Here is a 24030-nt window from a genome sequence, read left to right as displayed (position 1 = left end):
ATTGCTATTTTCTCTTCAGGACAATAAGGAATCCTTTTTCTCCTTCCAGACTGATCTCGTTTTTAATGTCAATTTTTTTGGCCGACTGGAATTCAATAATTTCAGGTATTTCAGCTGTTACTTCATTTTCTGAGAAACCAAGCGCATTCCAGTCTATGTTTAGCTTACATTTTTGTGGTTCTGCTGTCCAGTTTGCTAAGGCAATAATCACCTCGTCTTTACCCTTAAAAATGGTCGCTTCAGTCTTGTTGTTGTTGGTTTTAACAGGGATTTCATTGTTCCAGAAGCCAATCATTTGCTTTCTTTCTATGTGGTAGTCATCCCAGAATTTCCAGATGTGTTCTGGTGTTTTTGCTTTGAACCAGCCTAATCTATTGGTAATGCCAAATACCATTCCTCGCCATGGATTTCCGCCTTTATTTAACATTTGTGAAGAAAGGCCGAAAGGCACGCCGCTAACTTCTATGAGCCAATAGTCTGATGAGCGGTCGTAATCCCTTGCTTCACCAACCCATAAATGGTCAATATAAGGTAGCATATCCATATACAGATTTAGGGAGGATGCCCATTTAGCGTACTTGTTGAAATGGTTCCAGGTGTGCATGTCAATTTTAGCACCGGGCCTATCTCTTTCCAGAATTTTACGGGTTCTTTGCATTGTTTCACGATCCAATGCCAGATCATCCATGTAGATCCCGTCAATGTTTAGTTCTTTACACATCCATTCGAGCCCACCAAGGAAGAAGTTGTTTAATCGGGAATCCGGTCTTGTTAGTACGGCCAAATCCTGCCTTCCTTTGTATTTTCCGGAGGTAAATGTGGCTACCCAGCCTGGTATGAAATCTTTTTTTAGATTTTGTCCTAGCCAGGGGTGTACGCCATTTGGGTTTACCAGGGTTCTGGTTGCCATACCAGGTCCGGGATAAATGATTTCATCGCCCAATGCGCGCATGGCCCACAATTCGGGTGCATTTACACTGATCTCACGAGTGGTGTAGTAGATCTTTGTTTTTATTCCTTTTGTATGTGTGCTGTCTATAAAAGCTTTTAGGTCTGGCACATTGTCATTCGCAAAAGGATAATCCAGAAATGGATAAATATCTTTTTTATGGTGTACATTGATGATGTTGGCACCATGTTCTACTGCTAATTTGATGGTGTTGCTGGTGGTGTCAATATCAGAATGATAATAGCGGTCGTTAAACTGGATGTCTTTATTGATCAGCTTAAACGGAGTTACCAGGAATTCAGCATCAAATTGATAGGTTTCACCCTTTTTTAAAACACGCTGACCAGAATAAGCCTTGATCATTACTGTTTTATCCTGATGATAGATATCTACACCGCCCTTGTGGTTGTTTCCCCAGGATTCGGGTTCATGTAGTGGTCCAAATGGATAGTACAAGTTAACCAGTTGTCTCTGATAGTTTTTGCCCTTTAATTTTACTTTAAGACCTCCGTTTACTGCGCCCATCCATACCTCATCCTGGTGTTTTTCAATTACATCCCATTTCCATTTCCATTCTTTCGGACTAAAACCACCGTCTTTGTCAAGTCCCATCATATAGGTTGCCTTTTCTGGACGCATAGGTATCTGTAGTCTGATGTCATCAACTGGAATATCTCGTGATGCGCTGACTGTAGCGCTATAACCGATAAAACCATCGTAATCTGCACGGCCCTTCACTAAAATGCTGATGTCGCCATTCGTTAATGTGGTTTCCCACCGTGTAGATGCGGGGAAGTGATCTTCAAACTTTAATGGACTTGCTTTAAGGAGCAGGTCTTTGCCATTTTGTGTTACAATAAACTGGATGGCTGCGGCAATGATTGGTTCACCCTTAGGAAGGATCAGTTCATTATTTTTATCAAAATAAGTCTGAATGTCCATTGGTAAGCCCTGATCAGTCAGTTTTATGGTTCTACCCAGTATAGAAATTGTTTTTTGTGCTCTGTCAACCTGTTTAAAACCATTGGTTATGCCATTGTCGAGGGCAACTTTTGTATTTAGCCAGGCTAACCGAGATAGCTTTGTTTCGTCATTATATCCATGATTTGCAATGATGTCTCCATTTACATCAATTGATATATGTACTGTTGTATTAGGCTTTCCTGCTGCTGAAATCTCAACTACGCCTTTATATGTTCCCTTGAAATCTTCAGGTACTTGAATCCCAAACCATAATGGTAATACTGTTTTTGCTTGCGCCTGTAGTGCTTTTGAAAAAGGTTCACCTTTGAAAGAGATTCCACCGCTATTGAAACAAGTGACATCTTGTATCGATTGACCCTTGCTATTACTTAGTGGAGAAAAGCGGACTTTTATATTTTTTAAGGGCTGAGTAGGAGCGTACAGTCCGATTTGAAAGACGTAATATTCTCCTGGCTGAGCACTGCCCTTAAATGACACAAGTTCTGTTGCAGAATAGTTTGTCCATTTTTCAGGAAGGCTGTCCAGTAACCTGATTGGATTTTCCCGGCTTTCAGGAAAAGTAAAATATGCTTTCGCGGGAAATTTTCTTAATAAGCTATTTGTTTGTTCCGTTTTTGCGGGTTTCGACATTATGGTTGGTCCTAATCCTATATATCCAGTGAGTTTTGTTTCCCGTATGGCATCTACATCTATAGCATGAAGAAGTTTGTCCTTGTTTTGTCCGTACACAATGGGGGCAATTAGCATCAGAGAAAGGAATAGTGATTTTTTCATACAAGTTGATTTATTAAAACAAATCGTTGGTTTATATCTGGTTGTTATGGTTTATGCTTTTCAGAGGGTTTAGAGGTAGATTGTATATTCTTTTTTTTCTTCCTTCCGGTTGTTGCTGAAAATAGAAACGCAATAACCAAACATAACAACAAAAAACCGTTAATAAAAAATATTTTCAAAATTGTGTTCGCACACATTAATAATTTATTATGTTTGTGTAAGCATGAGGGGGTGACTATGTGTTCGCACACTTTCGATCTGAGTGCCAATTTTTTCCACGAACCAAGACCAGACGAGTGGTCCTGTGGAAATACAACAATAACCAAATAGAAAGATTAATCAATCTAAAACCTTGAAGTATGATCAAACTCAAACTCAAAAAATGTAACCTTTTAAGTCTAAGGGTTGCAAAAACGTTGCTTGCTTCTGTTTTTATAGTCTTACTGGTTTGCACCGGTGATGCTGTTACCGCGAAAGGAATGCTGGCACCAATTAACATCACCGGAAAGGTTGTGGATTCAAATGGTGAGGCCATTATTGGCGCAACGATTAAAAGTTCGGCAGGCGGGGGAGCGGTGACTGATGCAAACGGAAATTATACACTAAAGACAGAAAGTAATGCCACACTTACCTTTAGTTTTATCGGTTATGTGAGTCAGGAGATAAAGATAAACAACCGAACAAAAATCAACATTACGCTTGCTTCTTCACTTAATCAGCTAAATGATGTGGTTGTAATTGGTTATGGTACTCAGAAACGGAAGGATGTAACCGGTGCAATCACTACAATCAGATTAGAGGACAGTCCAAAATCTGCTGTTCCTTTTATAAATCCCTTAGAAGCTATGCAGGGGACGGCTGGTATTAATATTGGTCCCTCAACCAGTGCTGGTGCAACACCAAACATTGTGGTTAGGGGGCAGAACTCTATCAATGCAAATATTTCGCCATTAATTGTTCTTGATGGAGTTATTTTTAACGGAAACCTGAATGACATCAATATGAATGATATCGCCACTTACGATATCTTAAAAGATGCAAGTTCAGCGGCTATTTATGGTTCAAGATCAGCAAATGGGGTTGTGCTCATTACGACTAAACGTGGAAGGACGGATAAGCCAACAATTAATTTTAGTACTTATTATGGCATTCAAAACTGGACTCGAGTGCCCGAAATGCGTAAAGGTGAGGATTTTTTACAATGGAGAAAGGATAATTTGTCTATTCGTGGTACTGATATATCAGATATCACTAAGGTGCTTAGTCCTTTAGAGCTTAAAGCATATAATGAAGGTCATGAACTGGATTGGATGGACGAGGTTAGCCAATATGCGCCTATTGGGAATTACCAGTTAAGTGTTTCGGGCAAAACAAATAACCTGAATTATTATTTTTCCGGAGGATATCTGAATCAGAAGGGTGTAATGTATAATGATTCTTTCAAAAAGCCTAATTTCACTGTTAAACTGGAAAATAACATTACTGATTGGCTTTCATATGGTGTGAATGGATATTATTCATCTCTGGATTATTCGGGTTATTCGCCAGGTCTATATATGGCCACATATATGTCGCCTTACAGTTACAAGTATGTTGAAGGAAGAGAAGGAGATTTGTTACAAAGGTATCCGGCAGGTAATACTTCATTGTTTAATCCATTGTGGGGCAATAATACTGAACTTACCAGGGGCGTGTATGACGATAATCTGGAAAGATCTTATAGCATCCAGGGAACAGGTTTTCTAAATATAAAGGTTCCTTTTATTAAAGGATTGAATTACCGTTTCGACGTAACAGGAAGGAAATCTACATCGGATCTTGCCAATTTCCACCATGAAGGTGCGGAAGTGAATACTTTAGTCCCTGCACAAATTGCAAACCCTACACAGTTTTTAAACAAAACAAGCGGATTTAAAGATAATGAAGTGTCTTCCAGTTGGCTAATTAACAATTTATTGTCTTACACACGCTCTTTTGGTCAGCATAACATTGACGCATTACTGGGGTATACGCGGGAGAGTTACCAGAGTGAGACTGTTCGTTTAAATGGTCTTGATTTTACAAATGCCGGGACTACCGCATTAAGTTATAACGGGCTGGAATTTGCGACTACTAAAACCGGATATACAAGAAATGGGGGATATGCCAATGTAGGGTATATAGGCAGGTTAAATTATAATTATGCACAAAAATACTATGCTACGTTAAATGTACGCAGGGACGGCTTTTCAGCTTTTGCAGAGGGACATAAATTTGGATGGTTTCCCGGAGGATCTGTGGCATGGGCTTTAAGTGAAGAGGGATTTATGAAGTCGCTAAAATTTGTTAATTATCTGAAGGCTAGGATTTCCTATGGGAATACGGGGAATCAAGGAATTGCTCCCTTAGCTACTCAGGCACTTGTTGATCCAGGCTTTACTGTATTCGGAAGCACAAGTACAGCATACATGACCCCATCTACCTTAGCTAATGAAATACTCACCTGGGAAAAAACAGCAGCGTTGAACTTTGGGTTGGATTTTAGCTTATTCGATAACAGGGTATCAGGAAATATTGATGTGTATAAAAGTAAAACAACGGATCAACTGCTGGTTCGGGGGCTTCCAGTCTTTACCGGCTTCAGTAAAGTAAATGCCAATATGGGCGAGGTACAAAATAAAGGGATAGAGATCACCGTAAATACCGTAAATATTAAATCTGAAGGTGGATTCAAATGGCAATCTGGTTTAAGCTTCTGGATGAATAGAAATAAACTTGTTCATCTTTATGGAACTGATGTTGACGGCAATGGTATAGAAGATGATAATGTTGGCCTAAGTTTATTCATTGGAAAATCTTTAGGGGCTAATTATGATTATACTGTAGACGGTATTGTTCAAAGTTCAGATACGGAGTATATGAATAAATATAAAACCCAATCTGGTGTCAATATTTTTGCTCCTGGTGACCTGAAAATCCGTGATTTAAATAATGATGGTGTGATTGACCCTAAAGACCGTTCAATAATAGGTTACGGAAAAGAGAATTTTAATTTTAACATCTCTAATACGTTCATGTACAAGAATTTTCAGTTGTATTTTAGCATCAACTCTATAGTTGGGGGTGGAAAGAATAACTTTTTCTCTTCTACTAATTTAAGAGGATTAAATCCCGGGCAAACCTTACCTACTCAGGCTAATTGGTTAAATGACGAATATTGGATGCCGGATAGAGAAAGTAATAAAAATCCAAGGCCTAATTATTCAAATCCCTATGGATATGGTTTTTATCAGTCAAGAACTTTTGCAAGATTACAAAATGCGTCATTAAGCTACACTTTTCCTAAACCGATCACAGAAAAATTGAAGGTGAATGACCTGAAAGCTTTTGTAAGTGGCACCAACCTGATTACGTTAACTGGTTGGACCGGATTGGATCCGGCAAATGGTGCTCAAATCGGAGGTAACGGTGGTTCATCTAGCAGTACTGTCAATACCTCACTGCCATTAATGCGTACTGTTTCATTTGGTTTAAATGTGGGCTTTTAATTAAATAAGACAAATTATGAAATCATATAAAAATATACTCGCCATCTTGGCAGCAGGTTCGTTAATGATCGCTTCCTGCAAGGATAATGAATTTTTAAGAGAAGAACCGAAAGACAAGTTGACTATTGCGGGGGCTTTTACAAGCAAGGCTCAGTTTGACGGCTTAAGTGCTACATTCTACAAAAATCTACAACTTTTATATTCTTCAAAAGATCAGACCCATGAGGCATTTGTCCTTGGTCTCGGAACTGATGTCATGTTTGATCCGCGAGATAATTCGGTTAAGTTTAATAACTGGGGATTGGTTAATGCACAGGAAGAGTTTGCCACAGATTTCTTCAATCTGATGTATGACAATATAAAGGTAGCCAATACATTAATTGGTGCTGCATCAAATCCTAAGGTCGTATGGGCAAGCGAAGCAGAGAAGGCTGCCACAATTGCTGAAGGTCGATTTTTCAGAGGTTTTGCCTACCGTAATCTGGCTAATGCATACGGGGGAGTGCCTATTGTACCAGAGGCGGTAACTACTCCTAAAGTTGATTTTGTAAGAGCAACGCGGCAAGAATGCTGGGCCTTTGCTAAAGCTGATCTGGAATATGCAAGGTTAAATTTACCCTTAACCACTACTGTGATCGGACGGGTAACACGTGCTGCGGCGGATCATTTTCTTGCTGAAGTAAATATTTCTTTGAAAGATTATGATGGCGCAATTGCTGCGGCAACAAGAGTTATTGATGGCACTGATGGTAGTTATGCGCTGGTAAAAGCCCGTTTTGGGTCGAGAAATACTTCGGCCGTATATGATGTAAATAAAGATTATTACTATGACCTTTTTGCTATGGGGAATCAGAATAGACAGACCGGTAATACGGAAGGTCTGTTGGTGGCTCAATTTGAGGTTACTCCGACAGGTGGAGTAATACCGGGTGGTGTTACTGGTTTTACCAGGCCCTTAATAGAGCGGATGATGTGGTCCCAACCTTGGGCACTGATTAAGGCTGGTTATACAAATGTGGCGCATGATTCTACCGGACGTGGCGTAGCTTTCGTAAGGCCCACGAATTATACGATCTATGATATCTGGAAAAACGCTGGAACCGACATGAGAACGAATGAAACCAATATCAAGCGCAAATTCTATTTTGGTCCAAATATTAAGACAGTGAATCCTGCATTTAACCCAGGACAATTGATCCCAAAATCTTTCCTGACTACTCGTGAAGATACAATGTTATATGTTTATCCTAACTGGGCAAAGTTTGGAACAGATAGACATATTGGTGGATTACCTGATAATGGCTATGTGAGAGATTTCTATGTAGCGCGTCTTCCGGAAACTTATTTCTTAAGAGCTGAAGCTTATCTGGGTAAATCAAGAACTGATTTAGCAATGGCAGATTTAAATGTGGTAAGAGACCGTGCAAAAGCAACATTACTGACCAATCCAGCTAATGTCACAATTGACTATATTCTGGATGAACGTGCCCGGGAATTATTTGGAGAGGAATTCAGAATGCTAACACTAACCCGTCTCGGTCTGCTTTATGACAGGACCAAAAGATTTGGTAATCCCGCATCTGGAGCATCTGTATCGCTAAACAATAACTTGATGCCACTTCCGCAAGCCGCAATTGACCTAAACGTGGGGGCTAAAATGTTGAACAACCCAGGTTATTAATTTTTTCTAAATACGCACAAATCCAAACTGTGCAGGTGAATTCCTGCGCAGTTTATTCTTTTTTCGAAATCCAGGCAACAACTAAATGCTTATGAGGTTAATTAAATTTGTATTATTCTTCTTTACCGCTCTGCAGCTTTTAAGTGCACAGGCACAAGAAAAAAGCGGTTATATTCCGTTAACACAACAGGAAAGACAAAAGGTTGAAGTGCTGCTGAGCAAAATGACTTTAGAAGAAAAAGCACATCAACTCGCATCGTTTTACCCAAATGCTAATAAGCGGTTAAATATTCCTCATATGCAGGCTGGCGAATGCTTGCATGGTGTGGTTGCTGCCGGAACCACTTCCTTTCCACAAGCGATATCAATAGCCAGTTCATGGGATCCCTCATTGGTAGAAAGGGTTTCTACAGTGATCGCAAAAGAGGCCAGGGCTTTAGGTATTCACCATTGTTATACCCCTATGCTCGGTGTATTGCGCGACGCCCGTTGGGGTCGTTTTGAAGAAGGGTACGCTGAAGATGCCTATCTGGTGAGTAAGATTGGTGCGGCTTTTATCAACGGCCTGCAAGGTCGTGGTAAAGACCGTTTCGGTAAAGATCGGGTAGTGGCAACGGCCAAACATTTTGTTGCTGACAGTGAGCCTTTGCTAGGTGCTAACGGTGCTGCGGTCGAAATTTCTCTCCGCAGTTTACATGAAGTTCATCTTCCACCTTTTCGGGCTGCGGTAGAAGAGGCACAGGTAGGTTCGGTTATGCCTGCCCATCATACCTTAAATGGTGTGCCTTGTCATATCAATACTTATACTTTAAACGATGTGTTTAGAAAAGAATATGGTTTTAATGGATTGGGTGTTTCTGATAACAATGACCTGAGGTGGGTGCAAGACCGTTTGTTTGCTACTGAAACTAGGGAAGAAACAATCAGAAAAGCGCTCGAAGCAGGTGTACATACCGAGCTGGCTTTTAAACAGACCTGGGCGGATAAAAGAATGTACGGCCCACCGTTGGTTGCGGCTGTTAAAAGCGGAGAAGTACCTGTAAAACTACTGGACAATGCCGTTAGGAAGGTGCTGGAATTTAAAATCGCCTTACACCTTGATGAAGAAGAAAATCCTTTGGGTAAAGAAATGACCGAATTGCAGAAAGGCACAAAAGACGCGGATGTAAATGCCGATGTGTTTTTTTCGCAGATTGATGGTTCATTATCCAGTCCCAGGTCAAACTATAAAACTGTATTAAACAATCCTGCACATGATGCGTTGGCACTTGAAGCTGCTCGAAAAAGTCTTATTCTGTTAAAGAATAACAACTTGTTGCCCTTTAAAAAAAGTCAGTTCAAAAAGATAGCTGTAATAGGTCCTAATGCCGATACCATCAGGTTAGGGACTTATTCAACCCAGCAGCCTAAACATTTCATCACTGTAAAACAAGGGATTGAAAAAGCAGTCGGCAAAAATGCACAGGTATTGTATGCAAAAGGTACCGATATACAGCATCCTAAAGACGTGCAGATCGCAGAAGCGGTTGCTATTGCCAAAGAGGCTGATGTGTGCATTCTGGTATTGGGAGATGACGATAAAACCGTTATGGAAAATGTAGATCGGGATGATATCTCTTTACCGGGCGACCAGGATAAGTTGATGCAAGCCATTATGGCTACTGGCAAACCGGTAGTGCTGGTTTTATTGCACGGTCGACCGGCCGCCATCCAGTGGGCCAAAGATCATGTTCCAGCGATATTAGATGGTTGGTTTCTTGGTCAAGAAACAGGTACTGTTATCGCAGAAGCCATATTTGGCGACATCAATCCATCTGGAAAATTAACTGTTACTTTTCCTCGTAATGTAGGGCAAGTTCCTGCGTTTTACAATACTTTAATACCAGGTAGACCAAGAATGATGTGGGGTACTGTTGAAGGTGCTACTTATCCATTTGGCTATGGATTAAGCTATACCCAATTTAAGTATGGGGAAGTAAAACTCTCTAAAGCCAGTATGAAAGCCAATGAAAGCGTTTTTGCCGAGGTTGAAGTCACCAATACCGGTAAAATGGCGGGCGACGAAATTGTACAGCTTTATCTTCGTGATGATATTTCTTCACTGGCACGGCCAATTAAAGAATTAAAAGGATTTAAGCGCATCAGTCTACGTCCCGGCGAAGCTCAAAAAGTGTCTCTACCGATTTCTTCGCGCGCGCTAGAATTCTGGAAAGATGGTAAATGGATCACAGAACCGGGTAGTTTCACTGTAATGATGGGGCCAAATTCTGAGGAACTCAAAACAATTAAGTTGCAGCTAGTTCACTAAATGACAATTTAAAGCTTTAAATATGTATAGACGGCACTTTTTATCTTTAATACCTTCTACGACACTGCTGGGGATAGGGTTAAATGCTACTGCTGTTGAAGTGGCTGCTCAGAAACCATATAATGGAAGTCAAAATCCAGAGGACAGAAAATATTGGGTAAATGTAATGACCCGGATCGCTGCGCCTGTCTTAAACAACTTAAGCGAGGGGACACTTAAAAAGAATATGCCGGTTGAGGTAAATCCCGCTAGCACTTACGATCGCAGAACTGTAACTTATCTGGAAGCATTTGGCCGACTAATGGCGGGAATGGCACCTTGGCTCGAACTTGGAGCTGATGAAACAGAAGAAGGAAAGTTAAGAGGAAAGTACATTTTACTGGCTCGCAAAAGCCTGGCGAATGCTGTCGACCCCATGTCGCCAGACTTCATGCAGTTTACTTCTCAAAAATATGAACAAGCACTGGTAGATGCCTCTTTTTTAGCGCAAGCCCTGATAAGGGCACCTAAAGAACTTTGGGGACCCTTATCCGCTAAAACGAAAAGCGATGTGATCAATGCGCTTAAGTCAACACGTAACATCAAGCCCACCTATAACAACTGGCTCCTTTTTACAGCAATGATAGAAAGTTTTCTGATGCGCATTGATGAAGGTGCGGATGTGGTCAGGATAGATTATGCTATTAAAAAACTAGAAGAATGGTATAAGGGGGATGGGATATATGGCGATGGGCCGAAGTTTCATTTCGATTACTATAATAGCTATGTAATACACCCCATGCTTATTGATATTGTAAAAACAATGGTTGATAAAGGGCTTGAAAAATCGGAGGTATACGATACCATTTTAAAAAGAGCTGTGAGGTATGCAGATATTCAGGAAAGGTCTATATCTCCTGAAGGTACGTTTCCGCCGGTGGGTAGGTCGTTGGTGTACCGATTTGGTGCATTACAGGGTCTTGCCCAGATTACTTTAATGGACAAACTGCCCTCATTCATCAGTCCGGTACAAGTTAGGGGCGCCATGTCTCTGGTGATTAAACGGATGATAGAGGCCCCAGGCACATTTGATAAAAACGGTTGGCTAACGATAGGTTTTTGCGGGCACCAGATTGATATGGGGGAATATTATATGTCTACAGGAAGTCTGTACTTATGCACGGTGGGCTTGTTGCCACTAGGTTTACCAGCAAACGATAGGTTCTGGACAGCAAGTCCGGAACCATGGACGGCTAAGAAAATATGGGGCGGGGTAAATATGCCAGCTGATCATTCAATTCCTTAAATAACGAGTTATGCAAACCATGAAAATTAAACTTAAGTTCTTGTTGATATTTGGTCTGGTACTTTATTGTGCAGTAGTTGATGCACAGATGAAAAATGACCTTTCTCATGATACGAAATATAGCGGTTACCCCAGTAGGGAGCCAGGCTTTGATGTGCGTCCGGGTTTCGCTAATCCGCCTAAAGGATATGGTAATGTTCCTTTTTTCTGGTGGAATGGTGATACACTGTCCCGTGCACGTTTGACCGAACAACTGGATATACTCAAAGAATCGGCGACGGATGGATTCGCTGTTAGTTATCTTCATACTGATCCGAAGGGTGCTGATTATGAATTTAATAAAAAAAATGGCTACGGACTTTATGGAAGAACTGAGGCTGGTAATCCAGCTGTTTATTCAGATGAATGGTGGAAAACATGGAACTGGTTTTCAGGTGAGGCTGCCAAAAGGGGGATGGCTGTAGGTTTAGACGATTACACAATTGGGTGGGTAGGTAATGGATATTCAACAGATGAGGTGCGTGATCTTGATAAATTCAAGTCGTATAAAGGAGCACTAACGATCAAGGTAGATAGCATAGTAGCAAATACAAGCTTAAAAATTGTGGTTCCAGCTAATGTGGTGAGCATCACGGCATGGCCAGTAAAACCTGGCTCAGCTACGTTCATAAACCTTAAGGATAAAGTCAAAAATGGGACCGTAGAATTTAAGGCGCCTAAGGGGGCAGACTGGAAAGTTTATACCGTTTTGGCCGGAAATAATTACATGTTGCATCCAGATCATGGTAAAGAATTGGTTAAACATTACTTTCAGCGCTTCGAAGACAAGATGGATGCCCAGGGCCGCAAAGGGATGAACTATTTCTTTCAGGATGAGCTGTTCATACCGTTTAACATGAATACCTGGTCGGAAGATTTTGCTCAGCAATTTACTCGAATAAAAGGCTATGATGTACTGCCTTATCTGCCCGCGTTAAAAGAAAATATCGGCGCAATCACCCCAAAGATACGTATGGATTATGCGGATGTGCTGATGGAACTGGCAGAAGAAAGATATTTTAAGCCCATTTATGACTGGCATGCAAGTCGTGGCCTCATCTATGGTTCAGATAACCTGGATCGGGGACTGGAGCCGTTAAATTATGTAGATTACTTTCGTGTAGAAAGCTGGTATACCGCACCGGGAAATGATGCCCCAGCCAGGGGCTCTTCTTTTATACAAACCAAAGTGTCCAGCTCCGTTGCGCATTTGTACAAGCGTCCACGTACCTGGCTGGAGGCCTTTCACAGCATGGGCTGGGGCAGTAGTGGCGAGTGGCTGACCGAACAGCTGGACCATCATTTTATTGCAGGAGGTAATCTCATTTGTATGCATGGCCTCTATTACACTACCCATGGCGGATGGTGGGAGTGGGCGCCACCAGATTTTCACTACCGCATGCCTTACTGGCCGCATATGAAAAAATGGCTGGAATATGGCGAGCGTTTAAGTTTTGTGATGAGTCAGGGCACTCACGTTAGTGATATCGCTTTGATGTATCCTACCGAACCGATGCAGGCTTTTCCAGGTACCAGACCTAATGTAAGTTTTGCCACCGCAAAAACATTAAGCAATGCCGGTCTGGATTATGATTTTATGGATTACAGGTCACTCCTTAAAACAGAAATCAGTGACAAATCCCTGAAAATATCAGATATGGCTTACAAGATCCTGATCCTACCTGACATGAAGGCGATGCATTATGAGGCCTTGCAGCAGGCACTAAATTTTTACCGTAAAGGAGGAATAGTCGTAGCCACAGGTGCATTACCTATGGCCAGTACACGTAAAGGCAGTAACGATCAGGAAGTTGATGCTATTGTAAAGGAGATTTTCGGTTTAACGGCAAAGGAACAGGAAGCAGGTAAAAAGTCCGGTCTCCGTCGGAATGCTTCCGGTGGAAAAGGCTTACTTGCCGATACACTGAATATTGCAGCCATACTGGCACAGCACATTACGCCGGATTTTATCCCAGGTGAAGGAGGAGGTAAGGTGCTGCACCGCAAAATTGGTGACAAAGATCTGTACATGACCATGAATATAACACCTGGTAACGAAGTTTTTTACCGGATGCAGGGACGTCCTGAATTATGGGACGCCAAGACGGGGCAGACAAAAATATTACCTGTCATTAAACAAACAAGTGATGGTACCTATATCCGATCAGATGCCGGTTATAGTAATTCGAGTATCATCGTCTTTTCGCCCGGCACTCCTTTGATTGCAACGGAAGGTCAGCTGGCTACAAAGGCAATAGAGAAAATACCTGTTAATGGTGATTGGATGATTAGTTATTTACCTACAATGGACAATAAATGGGGAGATTTCAGATTGCCTGCTACTGCAGAAAAGATCAGTACGGAAGCGCGTACCTTTAAATTCAGTACCAGCAATGACATTGCCAAAGATTGGACATCTCCATCATTTTCTGACCAGAATTGGGAAGAAGGAATTTATGACTATGGATACCAGATGCAGTGGTTACTGGACTCTACAGGGAAATTCGATACGTTGATACAACAGGCTTTGGATGGAAAACTAAGTGCCTGGAAGCCGTATCGCTTCTCCTGGCGTTTTGGCGTTTGGGATCATCCGGGACCTCAAGGTTATCATGGGTTAAAAGCTAAAGTTAATGATGGCTTCCTGATTTTAGACGGTGCTGGCAGCCACCTGTTTAGTACGTTTGTGTACGCTCCTAAGTCAGAATTGTATCAAGTTGAACCTGGAGAACGGCAGCCTGATCGATTCTATGTTGATGGGAAATTGCTCCAAGGCAGAGAAATCCAGCTTACAAAAGGTTGGCATTCGGTTTTAGCTGGCTATGAAAATGTGCCTAAAAAGGGCTTTAAAGTTGGACCGAACTCCCGCGATGAGCGGCCAAGAAGTGCAATTGTTTTTTTGCCGGCATCAAGCCCGTTGCCAGAAATAGTGTCGCCATATTCTACAATCTTAGCTATGCGCTGGTATATGTCGCCCAAGCTCATGTTCGACCCTAATAAGGGGGAATATAAGACCTACAGCTATCGGTTCAAATCGGCACCTGGTTTAGAGAAAATGGAAATGGGTATTTACGGAAACAATCCTAAGGTGTGGATAGATGGCAAACCGTTGGCCAGCAAGAATATTGAATTGCTAAAAACAGAGAAGGGGTTGAATACTTATCGGATTACGTTGCTAGAAAAGAAAGAAAAAGTTGCAGTAGTAGCGATGGAAATTGAAACTCAAACCGGTATTCAGGATGTTGCGGTATTCCCTTTCCCTATCAAATTGTTCTGTACATCGGGTTTACTAGCTGCTGGCGACTGGGCTGAAACAGGGCAAATGAGACATTATTCTGGTGGACTTTATTACCGTAAAACTATGCCGATAACTACAGACCAGCTCAAAGGAAAAATTACTTTGGACCTTGGGGAAGTGGTAGCCACCTGTGCTGTTAAAGTGAATGGAAAGGAAGTAGTAACGTTGATGTCTAAGCCGTATAAAGCCGACATTAGTTCGTTTCTGAAAGCCGGCGATAATGAGGTAGAGGTTTTGGTGTATAGCACATTGTCTAATCATTATCAAACGATTCCTTCTGCTTACCGTGGAAATCCTAGAGCTGGCCTATTAGGGCCAGTTTATCTGGAGCTGCAAAAATAAGATGGCCTGATGACCTGGACATATGGTATTACTCGCAATTCGGAGTTGTATATGTCCAGGTTTCAGAAATACCAGTAGGGAAGGTATATACCATGCCTTTTCCAGTTTCAAACCATAATTTTCCACGCACTTTTTCACGGCTACCTATTTCATTCATCGATAAGCTATCGTAAATCCTTCCGTTAATCATCACATACTTGATTTTTTCGGAGTTTCTGATGTCGTCAAGCGGGTTGGCGTCCATCACGATAAGATCAGCCAGTTTGCCGACTTCCAAAGACCCAATTTCTTTACTCATCCCCAAATAAGCAGCTCCATTTACTGTAGCGCAACGAATGGCTTGCAATGGAGTCATTCCGCCTTGTGCCAACATCCATAATTCCCAATGCGCGCCTAAACCTTGGATCTGTCCATGTGCACCCAAGTTTACTTTTGTGCCACCGTCTGCAATTTGCTTTGTCGCTTTAGCTACTTCGATGTGGCCATAATCACCATACTCGGAGGTCATTCTTCTTCGGGCACGAGGATCTATGATAGAACGAGGGGTAAAGGCCATTAAACGTTCATTTTCCCAAACATTGGTTCTGTCGTACCAGTAGTTTTCGCCCCATTGGCTACCGTAACTTACAATTAGCGTTGGGGTATAGGCTACTGCGGTTTTGTTCCAGAAGCTGGTAATATCTTTGTAAACCGGGGCTACCGGGATGCTGTGTTCAATGCCTGTATGTCCATCAGCTACCATGTTCATATTGGTGAAAAATGTAGATCCACCTTCGGGAACAACCATCATCTTTAATTGTCTGGCTGCTTCGAGGATCTGCTGACGCTGATCACGGCGAGGTTGATTGTAAGATTTTACCGAAAATGCGCCTACAGCTTTTAGCCTTCTGAGGTTTGATAAGGCATCTTCAAGGTTATTGATGACTACTTTGAAGTCGCCATCTGCACCGTATAAAATGGAACCTGTAGAGTATAGGCGAGGGCCAACGAGTCTTCCTGCTTTTATCATTTCCGATTGACTGAATACCATTTCCGTATTGCTGGATGGATCGTGAGAGGTGGTTACACCAAAGGCGAGATTGGCTAGGTACGACCAGTCTTGCTGTGGACTTATGCCATCCGGACTGGTGCGTAAATGCGCATGTACGTCAATCATACCGGGCATAATGGTTTTTCCGGTTACATTAATCACCCGGGTGTTTTCTGGAATAGGTAGGTTTTTGCCAATAGATACAATTTTATTGTTCTCTATAAGGATACTGCCGTTTTCAATCACCTCATCGCCATTCATGGTAATGATTCTGGCACCGGTTAAGGCGATTAATCCAACGGGAGCATCGCTTTTAAGTTTTAAACCAATGGCAAGGCCAATGCTGTCTGGTTTAGGGATACTTTGTGCAGATCCTTCTGTAAAATTGAAGGCTGTTTTGATCTCGCGACTAAAGTACTGTTCACCTAGTGTCCAGAAGATTTTGTTACTGTCGTGACTCCAGTGCAAGTACGTCCCAGCATCTTTAGTGATCCGGGTAAGTGGAATGGCTTTGTTGGTCGAGGAAAGTTCGAGTGCTGTGCCGGCAGTAACCATTGGGGTTACATAGATGTTAAATAACTCGGTAAAAGCCATCCATTTGCCATCAGGACTAGGTGCAAATTGGGTAGCATAAGTTGAAGTGTAGTGGGTACGTTCATTACCTCCATTTAGATCTACACTTTTAAAAGCCTTTTTGCCAGCTTCATTGGATTGGAAATAAATTCTGGTGTCGTCGGTATTAAATATTGGTCTGATGCCACTTTCAGAAATCAAGGTTTTAGGGCCACCATTGGCTGACATGGTAAAAATTCCTGTTCCACGGCCATAAGCATAGCCTAATACGTCATTGCCTACACCTTTTCTAAATACGATTTTATCCCCTTTGTTGGAGAAGGAAGGCGAGTAATAAAAGCCTTTTTCTTCGGTTAGCGTAACCGTTTTGCCTGATTTTAGGTCTGTTTTTTTTATGGCTCCTTTAAATTCGTCGCTCCAGGTGGCATAAATAACTGATTTGCCATCGGCACTAATTTCGGGTTCAAATTCAAAATCAAGGCCCTTGGTTAATCGTTCAGGTGTGCCATTTGGGAGATCTTTTTTATAGAGGAAGCCGGCGGCGTTAAAGACCACAAATTTTCCATCGGCAGAAGTCGTAAGCTGCCGGATCATTTTTACCGTAAAATCGTTAGTAAAGACCTGCTGCGGAAAGTGTAATGCCTCTTGTATGGTTTGCGAAGTGGTTACATGAAATGGGATGTTGTTGGTGAATAGCGAGTTTAAGTCTATTTTTTTGATCTTCCCTCTGGCATAAAACACGATGCTTTTGCCGTCTGGTGTCCAGGCATAGTTGGGGTAAACGCCAAAAATAGCCCAGGTTTCCTGTTGATCATGGGAGAGGTCTTCATATATCGGCCATTCTTCTGCTGTTTGCAGATTTTGTACAACAAGTACCGATTTTAGTCTGATTCGTTTTACATAGGCCATCATTTTGCCATCGGGTGATATCTGTGGTCTTGCCGCACCACCCGGTTGCGCAATAAGGTTGGTTATTTTGCCTGTTGTTAAATCAAGCTGTCTGATGGCATAAATCATCCCATTGGGATCTTTGCTGTACTCGAAGTTAGGGCCGGGCGACATATCTTCGCTGTAATAAAGATATCTGCCATTCGGTGAAACATTAGGTTCTCCGGCGTCCTGCTGATCGTTTTTTCTTTTGGTGAGCTGTACGCCTTCGCCACCATATATGCTGTACATCCACATTTCTCCGGCACCTAAAGAGCGAGAAGCCGTAAAATGTTTTCTTGCAATGAGGTATTCACTGTTGGGCATCCAGGTTGCGTTATTTAGCAATCGGAAGGTTTCTTTAGTAATTTGCCTTTTGCCAGAGCCATCGCGGTTCATGATCCAGATGTTATCGCCTCCGTTTTGATCACTGGTATAGGAAATGTATCGGCCATTGGGACTAAAACGAGGCTGTATGTCCCAGGCTGGTCCGCCGCTTAATAATACTGCCGAACCGCCGGTAATGGGCATGATGTAGAGGTCACCTAGTATGTCGAACACAATGTCTTTACCATCCGGACTCACATCCAGGTTCATCCAGGTGCCTTCATCCGTGTTTAAAGTGAAGGTTTTTGTCGGACCTTTATATTTGTCTACTTCCCATTTTTTCTCTTGAGCGAATGACGATTGAAATATTAATACCAGAGATAACAGTAAAAACGATAGTTTCATACTAGTCGGATTGTAATTTAAGCCCGCAATTTAGTAATATCAGTTCATTTTTATAGTTTTGAGGATTAGAGTTTATATAAAAGCTACATTTTGATTGCAATTTTGACAGAGATGCTATATGCTCGTCGTCATGCTGTTTGCTCGTCGTCATCCTGAATTCATTTCAGGATCTCGCACCTGCAAAGCGGCTTTTCTCTTGCGAGATCCCGGTCTTCACCGGGATGACGACCGATTAAAAACAATCTGTCATTGGTAATTCGTAATGACGGCAGGATAGTATAAAGACTCTTTGGTCATATGAACGAAGCAGAGATATTAAAGCGATATTGGGGATTTGATAGTTTCAGACCACTACAGGATGAGATCATCAGATCAGTTTTACAGGGAAATGATACGTTAGCGCTATTACCTACGGGTGGAGGTAAATCTATTTGCTTCCAGGTACCGGCAATGGTTAAAGAGGGGATATGCATTGTGATTTCTCCTTTGGTAGCTTTAATGAAAGATCAGGTGGAGGCCTTGAAAGCAAAGGGTATTGAAGCCGTGGCTATTTACGCCGGAATGGGGAAACGGGAGATTGATATATTGCTCGACAACTGCATTTACGGAAAGATCAAATTTTTGTATTTATCACCAGAACGTTTACTATCCGAATTGGTGCGTATACGTATCTCCTACATGAATGTCAACTTGATTGCCGTTGATGAGGCACATTGTATTTCGCAATGGGGCTATGATTTTAGACCACCTTATTTGAAGGTGAGTGAGATTAGAGCGATACTTCCTGATGTACCTGTACTGGCACTTACAGCAACTGCCACCCGCTTTGTGAGGAATGATATTGTAGAAAAACTACAATTTAAAAATCCTAAAGTATTTGTTCAAAGCTTTGCCCGTAAAAACCTTAGTTATGTAGTGTTGGATGATGAAGATAAGTATAAAAAGCTATTCGGGATTGTCACTAATGTGAAAGGAAGTGGGCTGGTATATGTACGTAATAGGCGGGAAACGGCAGAGGTTGCTGCTTTTTTGAGCAGGAATGGAATTGCAGCAGACTTTTACCATGCAGGTGTAGAAAAAGAAGAGCGCTTTAGGAAGCAGGAGGATTGGAAACGCAATCGAATAAGGGTAATGGTGGCTACCAATGCTTTTGGTATGGGGATAGATAAACCTGATGTACGTTTTGTGGTGCATTTGGATCTGCCAGATAGTTTAGAGGCTTATTATCAGGAAGCAGGAAGGGCAGGTAGGGACGAGCGAAAGGCATATACCGTTTTGCTGGCCAATAAGTCGGACGAGTATGCTTTGAAGACTAAGTATGCTGACAGTTTTCCTTCTGTTGATGAGATTAAAAAAGTTTACCATTACTTGGGTAACTACTATCAGTTGGCTTACGGTGCTGGTGAAGGCTTGACCTTTGGTTTTGATTTGGCTGATTTTTGTAAAAGGTTTAATATTGGAATCATTAAAACCATGGCTGCACTAAAATTTTTAGAGCATGATGGGTATCTGACTTTATCAGAGAATATATTTCTGCCTTCGAGGTTATTGTTTATTGTAGGTAATGAAGATATTTATCGGTTTCAGATAGAGAATGCTGGTTATGATCCGCTTATAAAAGCTATATTAAGATCTTATGGAGGTGCTTTTGAGCAGTATGTAAAGATTAGTGAGGGTGATATTGCAGGTAAAATCAGGTCTTCGTTTAAGGATGTTGTCCGCCATTTGAATACCTTGCAGGAGCAAGGATTGTTGTCTTATTTGCCGCAATCAGATCAGCCACAATTGCAATATTTACTTCCGAGGTTGGATTTTAATCACATGGATATTGATGTGAAATATATTGAACAGCGAAAGCAATTGCAAACTGCTCAGGTCAATGCTGTGTTGGCTTATGCCACTAAAAAGGAGTGCAGAAGTATCCAACTGTTGACTTATTTTGATGAGCCAGAGTCCGATAAATGCGGCATATGTGATGTTTGTCTGGCAGAGAAAAAGCTGGATGATGCGGATCAACTGGAAGATAAAATAGATTTTGAGATTGCCACGCTTTTGCAAGTGGAAATGCATACCATCGATACTTTGGTTACTGCAATGGCCACTGGGACAGAAAACGAACGCTTAGAACGGATACGTGCATTGCTGGACGCTGGAAAAATTAAAACAGATGGTAAAAATTATTACCTTTAATCTTATGAAAAACATATCCCTAATTGCCCTATTTATCCCTGTTTTATTTGCAGGATGCGAAAACAAGTGTATCGAAGACTCTGGTAATCATGTCAGCAGAGCGGTATCCGTAAAGAATTTTGATAAAATAAAAGTTGATGGGGCGATTAAGCTGGTTTTGACACAGGATAGTAGTTATAGGATTCAGGTTGATGCCGACTCCAACATCATTACTTATGTTAAAGCGGATGTATCTGGATCTGAATTAAAGATAAAACTAGATTATGATAAGTATTGTGGTACTGATTCTATTGTGGTTCATGCGGGGATAGGTGAATTGAAAGGTTTAGATTTGGCTGGTGCGGTTAAAGTTGTGGGGGATGGACGTATTTACGCCGGTGATGTAGGGCTTACTTTTTCTGGAGCATCTGATGTGAGTTTGGATTTGAGTGCTGCCAAGGTAACTACTAAAGTGGATGGCGTTGGTAAAATAGCGTTGACCGGACAAGCAGGAGTACATGATTTAAAAATTAATGGAACAGCAAAGGTCGATGCCTTTGATTTTGTTGTAGGGGTATACAATATCGAAACTGAGGGAACCGGAAAAGCCAATATTAATGTCTTGAATGAGTTGAAGGTTAAAACTTCAGGATCGAGTGAGATCTATTATAAGGGGAATCCTAAGAAGGTAGATGAAAAAAAATCAGGAGCGACCAAGCTTGAGAAAGTAAATTAGTGCCGATTGTGGTTTTTTAGCTACTTTAGTGGCCTTATTTAACACATGGAAAAAAATAATAAAAAGGTTATCCGATCCTGGGCATTTTTCGATTGGGCCAACTCTGCATACAATCTCGTTATCACTTCAACTATATTTCCTGCCTATTATACCATTATAACTACGACCAAGGAACATGGTGATCAGGTTAGTTTTTTCGGTAGGACGTTTACCAATACGGCTTTGTCTAATTATGCGCTTTCTGTAGCCTATTTAGTTATGGTTATTTTATTGCCTGTATTGTCTTCAATGGCCGATTATAGGGGGAATAAGAAGCTTTTTATGAAGTTATTTACCTATATGGGTGGTTTTGCTTGTATTGGTTTGTATTTTTTCAAATTGGATAGTCTGGAATTTGGGATCATCTGTTTTGCTATAGCCGCAATGGGCTATGTGGGTGGAGTGATGTTTAATAACTCTTATTTGCCGGAAATAGCCACGCCTGATCAGCAGGATAGGGTAAGCGCTAAGGGGTATGCCTATGGTTATATAGGAAGTGTATTGTTACAGCTTGTTTGCTTTGTTTTTGTATTGAAACCTGAGCTTTTTGGGATTGTAGATCTTTCCTTTCCACCGCGATTGTCATTTTTACTCGTTGGCTTATGGTGGATCGGCTTTGCTCAGATTTCTTTTAGATGGTTGCCGGCTAGTAGCCCCAACCATGAAGCTATTAACAAGCGGGTAATTCATAGTGGTTTTCAGGAGCTGGCTAAAGTTTGGAAACAATTAAAGCATATGGAGTTTTTGAAGACGCTTTTGTTGGCCTTCTTTTTTTACTCGATGGGGGTACAGACGATTATGCTTGCTGCTGCGGGTTTTGGAGAGAAAACGTTACATCTGGGGACGGCAAAGCTGATTGCTGTGATTTTAATTATTCAGTTGGTGGCGATCGCGGGAGCGATGTTGATGTCGCATTTTGCTAAAAAAATAGGGAATGTTAAGGTGCTGATCTTTGTCGTGATCATATGGATCGCTACTTGTTTATGTGCTTATTTTATAACCAATGAATATCAGTTTTATGGTTTGGCGGCAATTGTTGGCCTGATTATGGGGGGGATTCAATCTTTATCCAGATCTACTTATTCAAAATATTTGCCTGTTAACACACCTGATACCGCATCTTATTTTAGCTTTTACGACGTAACGGAGAAGCTGGCTATTGTGATTGGTCTTTTCAGTTTTGCTTTTATTGAGGAAGCAACGGGGAGTATGCGTAATTCTATTCTCGTTTTGGCATCGTTTTTTATAATAGGTTTGGTATTTTTGGTGCTGCTTAGAAGAGTAGAAGTGAAATTGGCTAGTGCCGATCGTCATTCTTAAAGAGAACTACATGAAGATAGAATTATTTGTGCCTTGTTTTGTTGATCAATTGTATCCAGAAACCGCTTTCAATACGATTAGGTTGTTAGAAAAGTCTGGTTGTGAGGTGTTTTATAATTCTGCGCAAACTTGTTGTGGACAGCCGGCTTATAATGCAGGGTATTGGGAGCAGGCCAAGGAGACGGGTGTTAAGTTTTTGAATGATTTTTCTGAAACGGATTATATTGTTGCACCATCGGCCTCATGTGTGGGGATGGTAAAGAATGGTTTTAATGATCTGTTTACCAATACCAATTTGCATAATAAATGCAGAAATATTCAGGGTAATATATTTGAGCTGTCTGATTTTTTGGTGAATGTATTGAAGCGGGATTACTTTGGTGCGGAATTGGATGGTAAGGCTGTTTATCATGATTCTTGCAGCGGATTACGTGAATGCAAGATTAAAGAAGAGCCTAGGCAACTGCTAGCTAAAGTACATGGACTGGAGCTGGTTGAAATGAAAGATACGGACATGTGTTGTGGCTTTGGTGGTACTTTTTCCGTTAAATTCGACGCGATTTCTTCTGCCATGGCCCAGCAAAAAGTGAATAATGCGCTGGAACAAGGGGCAGAATATATCATTTCAACAGATTTATCATGTCTGCTGCACTTACAAGGTTACATCGATAAAAATAATATTCCTTTAAAAACCATGCATTTAGCGGATGTTTTGACAAGCGGTTGGCTGGAGAGTACAGAATATTAAAATCAATTTTATTCGGGTCCTGGGATCGATTCTGTCAGGATGAGCTGATCTTTCTGATCATAATAAGTGCAGGTCATCAATGATAAATTCACTATCCATCTATCGATTCCTGTTTCTGCACAATGTTTGCAAAAGCTGAGGTAATCCGTTTGCCCTGCCTGATGCATTTTCAAATACTTCGCAAACTTTTTCTTATGACTTACAGCAGCGACGACTAAAGGTTCATACTTTGCCTTGGAGCTTAGTTGAGGGCCATTATTTCTAAAATACTGGGTATGGCTATCAGATACATAGGTCACAAATTCTTCTACGCCTAACTTTTTGATCGCTTGAATGTACTGGGGGAAATCTGCTCCACTTTTTACTTTTTCATGTTCCTGCTCAATCGCTTTAAGTGCTATTTTAGGGCTATTAAAAAATTTAGAATCCCTCACCAATTCGATATCATCCCATTTTTCTGTCTGTTCCTGATCGACTGTCCCATCCGCTATTACAGCTCTGAATACAGCAACAGGATTGAAGCTTTTACTATTGATGATCAGGTTACCAGAAAATGTCTTTTGTATAAA

Annotated in this window: 12 protein-coding genes; 9 read left to right on the top strand and 3 right to left on the bottom strand. The window is 41.4% G+C overall.

What is annotated here, in order from left to right:
* Nucleotides 1-4: 4 nt before the first annotated feature.
* Nucleotides 5-2707, bottom strand: a complete 2703-nt coding sequence (locus EZ444_RS24410; protein WP_131612298.1) for a glycoside hydrolase domain-containing protein — start codon at nt 2705-2707, stop codon at nt 5-7.
* Nucleotides 2708-3066: 359 nt separating this feature from the next.
* On the opposite strand from EZ444_RS24410, the gene EZ444_RS24405 reads away from it, so the two are divergent.
* The 5 genes from EZ444_RS24405 (at nt 3067) to EZ444_RS24385 (ending at nt 15187) form a co-directional block, all read left to right on the top strand.
* Nucleotides 3067-6234, top strand: coding sequence for a SusC/RagA family TonB-linked outer membrane protein (locus EZ444_RS24405; protein ID WP_131612296.1), 3168 nt, complete (start codon nt 3067-3069; stop codon nt 6232-6234).
* A 16-nt stretch (nt 6235-6250) separates the two neighbouring features.
* Nucleotides 6251-7915: a RagB/SusD family nutrient uptake outer membrane protein gene (locus EZ444_RS24400; RefSeq protein WP_131612294.1), complete on the top strand. Its 1665-nt coding sequence runs from the start codon at nt 6251-6253 to the stop codon at nt 7913-7915.
* A gap of 91 nt (nt 7916-8006) precedes the next feature.
* Nucleotides 8007-10223 (top strand): glycoside hydrolase family 3 C-terminal domain-containing protein, encoded by a 2217-nt coding sequence (locus EZ444_RS24395; RefSeq protein ID WP_165503718.1) that lies wholly within the window; start codon nt 8007-8009, stop codon nt 10221-10223.
* A gap of 22 nt (nt 10224-10245) precedes the next feature.
* Nucleotides 10246-11508, top strand: coding sequence for a DUF2264 domain-containing protein (locus EZ444_RS24390; RefSeq protein ID WP_165503717.1), 1263 nt, complete (start codon nt 10246-10248; stop codon nt 11506-11508).
* Between the two features lie 19 nt (nt 11509-11527).
* The gene (locus EZ444_RS24385) at nt 11528-15187 is read left to right on the top strand and encodes a glycosyl hydrolase (RefSeq protein ID WP_131612290.1); all 3660 of its coding nucleotides are present in this window, start codon (nt 11528-11530) and stop codon (nt 15185-15187) included.
* 28 nt (nt 15188-15215) lie between these two features.
* Here the strand turns inward: EZ444_RS24385 and EZ444_RS24380 are convergent, their stop codons facing one another.
* Nucleotides 15216-18449: an amidohydrolase family protein gene (locus tag EZ444_RS24380; protein WP_131612289.1), complete on the bottom strand. Its 3234-nt coding sequence runs from the start codon at nt 18447-18449 to the stop codon at nt 15216-15218.
* 297 nt (nt 18450-18746) lie between these two features.
* Between EZ444_RS24380 and EZ444_RS24375 the strand changes: the two genes are divergently transcribed.
* The 4 genes from EZ444_RS24375 to EZ444_RS24360 are packed head-to-tail and all read left to right on the top strand — an operon-like array spanning nt 18747 to nt 23461.
* Complete coding sequence (locus EZ444_RS24375) at nt 18747-20639, top strand: RecQ family ATP-dependent DNA helicase (protein WP_131612287.1); 1893 nt, start codon at nt 18747-18749, stop codon at nt 20637-20639.
* A gap of 4 nt (nt 20640-20643) precedes the next feature.
* Complete coding sequence (locus EZ444_RS24370) at nt 20644-21354, top strand: head GIN domain-containing protein (protein WP_225874836.1); 711 nt, start codon at nt 20644-20646, stop codon at nt 21352-21354.
* A gap of 45 nt (nt 21355-21399) precedes the next feature.
* On the top strand, nt 21400-22713 hold the full coding sequence (locus EZ444_RS24365) for an MFS transporter (RefSeq protein WP_131612283.1): 1314 nt from the start codon (nt 21400-21402) through the stop codon (nt 22711-22713).
* A gap of 10 nt (nt 22714-22723) precedes the next feature.
* The gene (locus tag EZ444_RS24360) at nt 22724-23461 is read left to right on the top strand and encodes a (Fe-S)-binding protein (RefSeq protein ID WP_131612281.1); all 738 of its coding nucleotides are present in this window, start codon (nt 22724-22726) and stop codon (nt 23459-23461) included.
* Nucleotides 23462-23469: 8 nt separating this feature from the next.
* Here the strand turns inward: EZ444_RS24360 and EZ444_RS24355 are convergent.
* A partial coding sequence (locus EZ444_RS24355; protein ID WP_225874835.1) for a DUF1398 domain-containing protein occupies nt 23470-24030 on the bottom strand: 561 nt, incomplete at its 5' end.

This window comes from Pedobacter hiemivivus (genome assembly GCF_004331685.1).
GTDB lineage: Bacteria > Bacteroidota > Bacteroidia > Sphingobacteriales > Sphingobacteriaceae > Pedobacter > Pedobacter hiemivivus.
The sequence above is the reverse complement of the archived record's forward strand: the minus strand, read 5'-3'. Positions and strand labels throughout refer to the sequence as shown.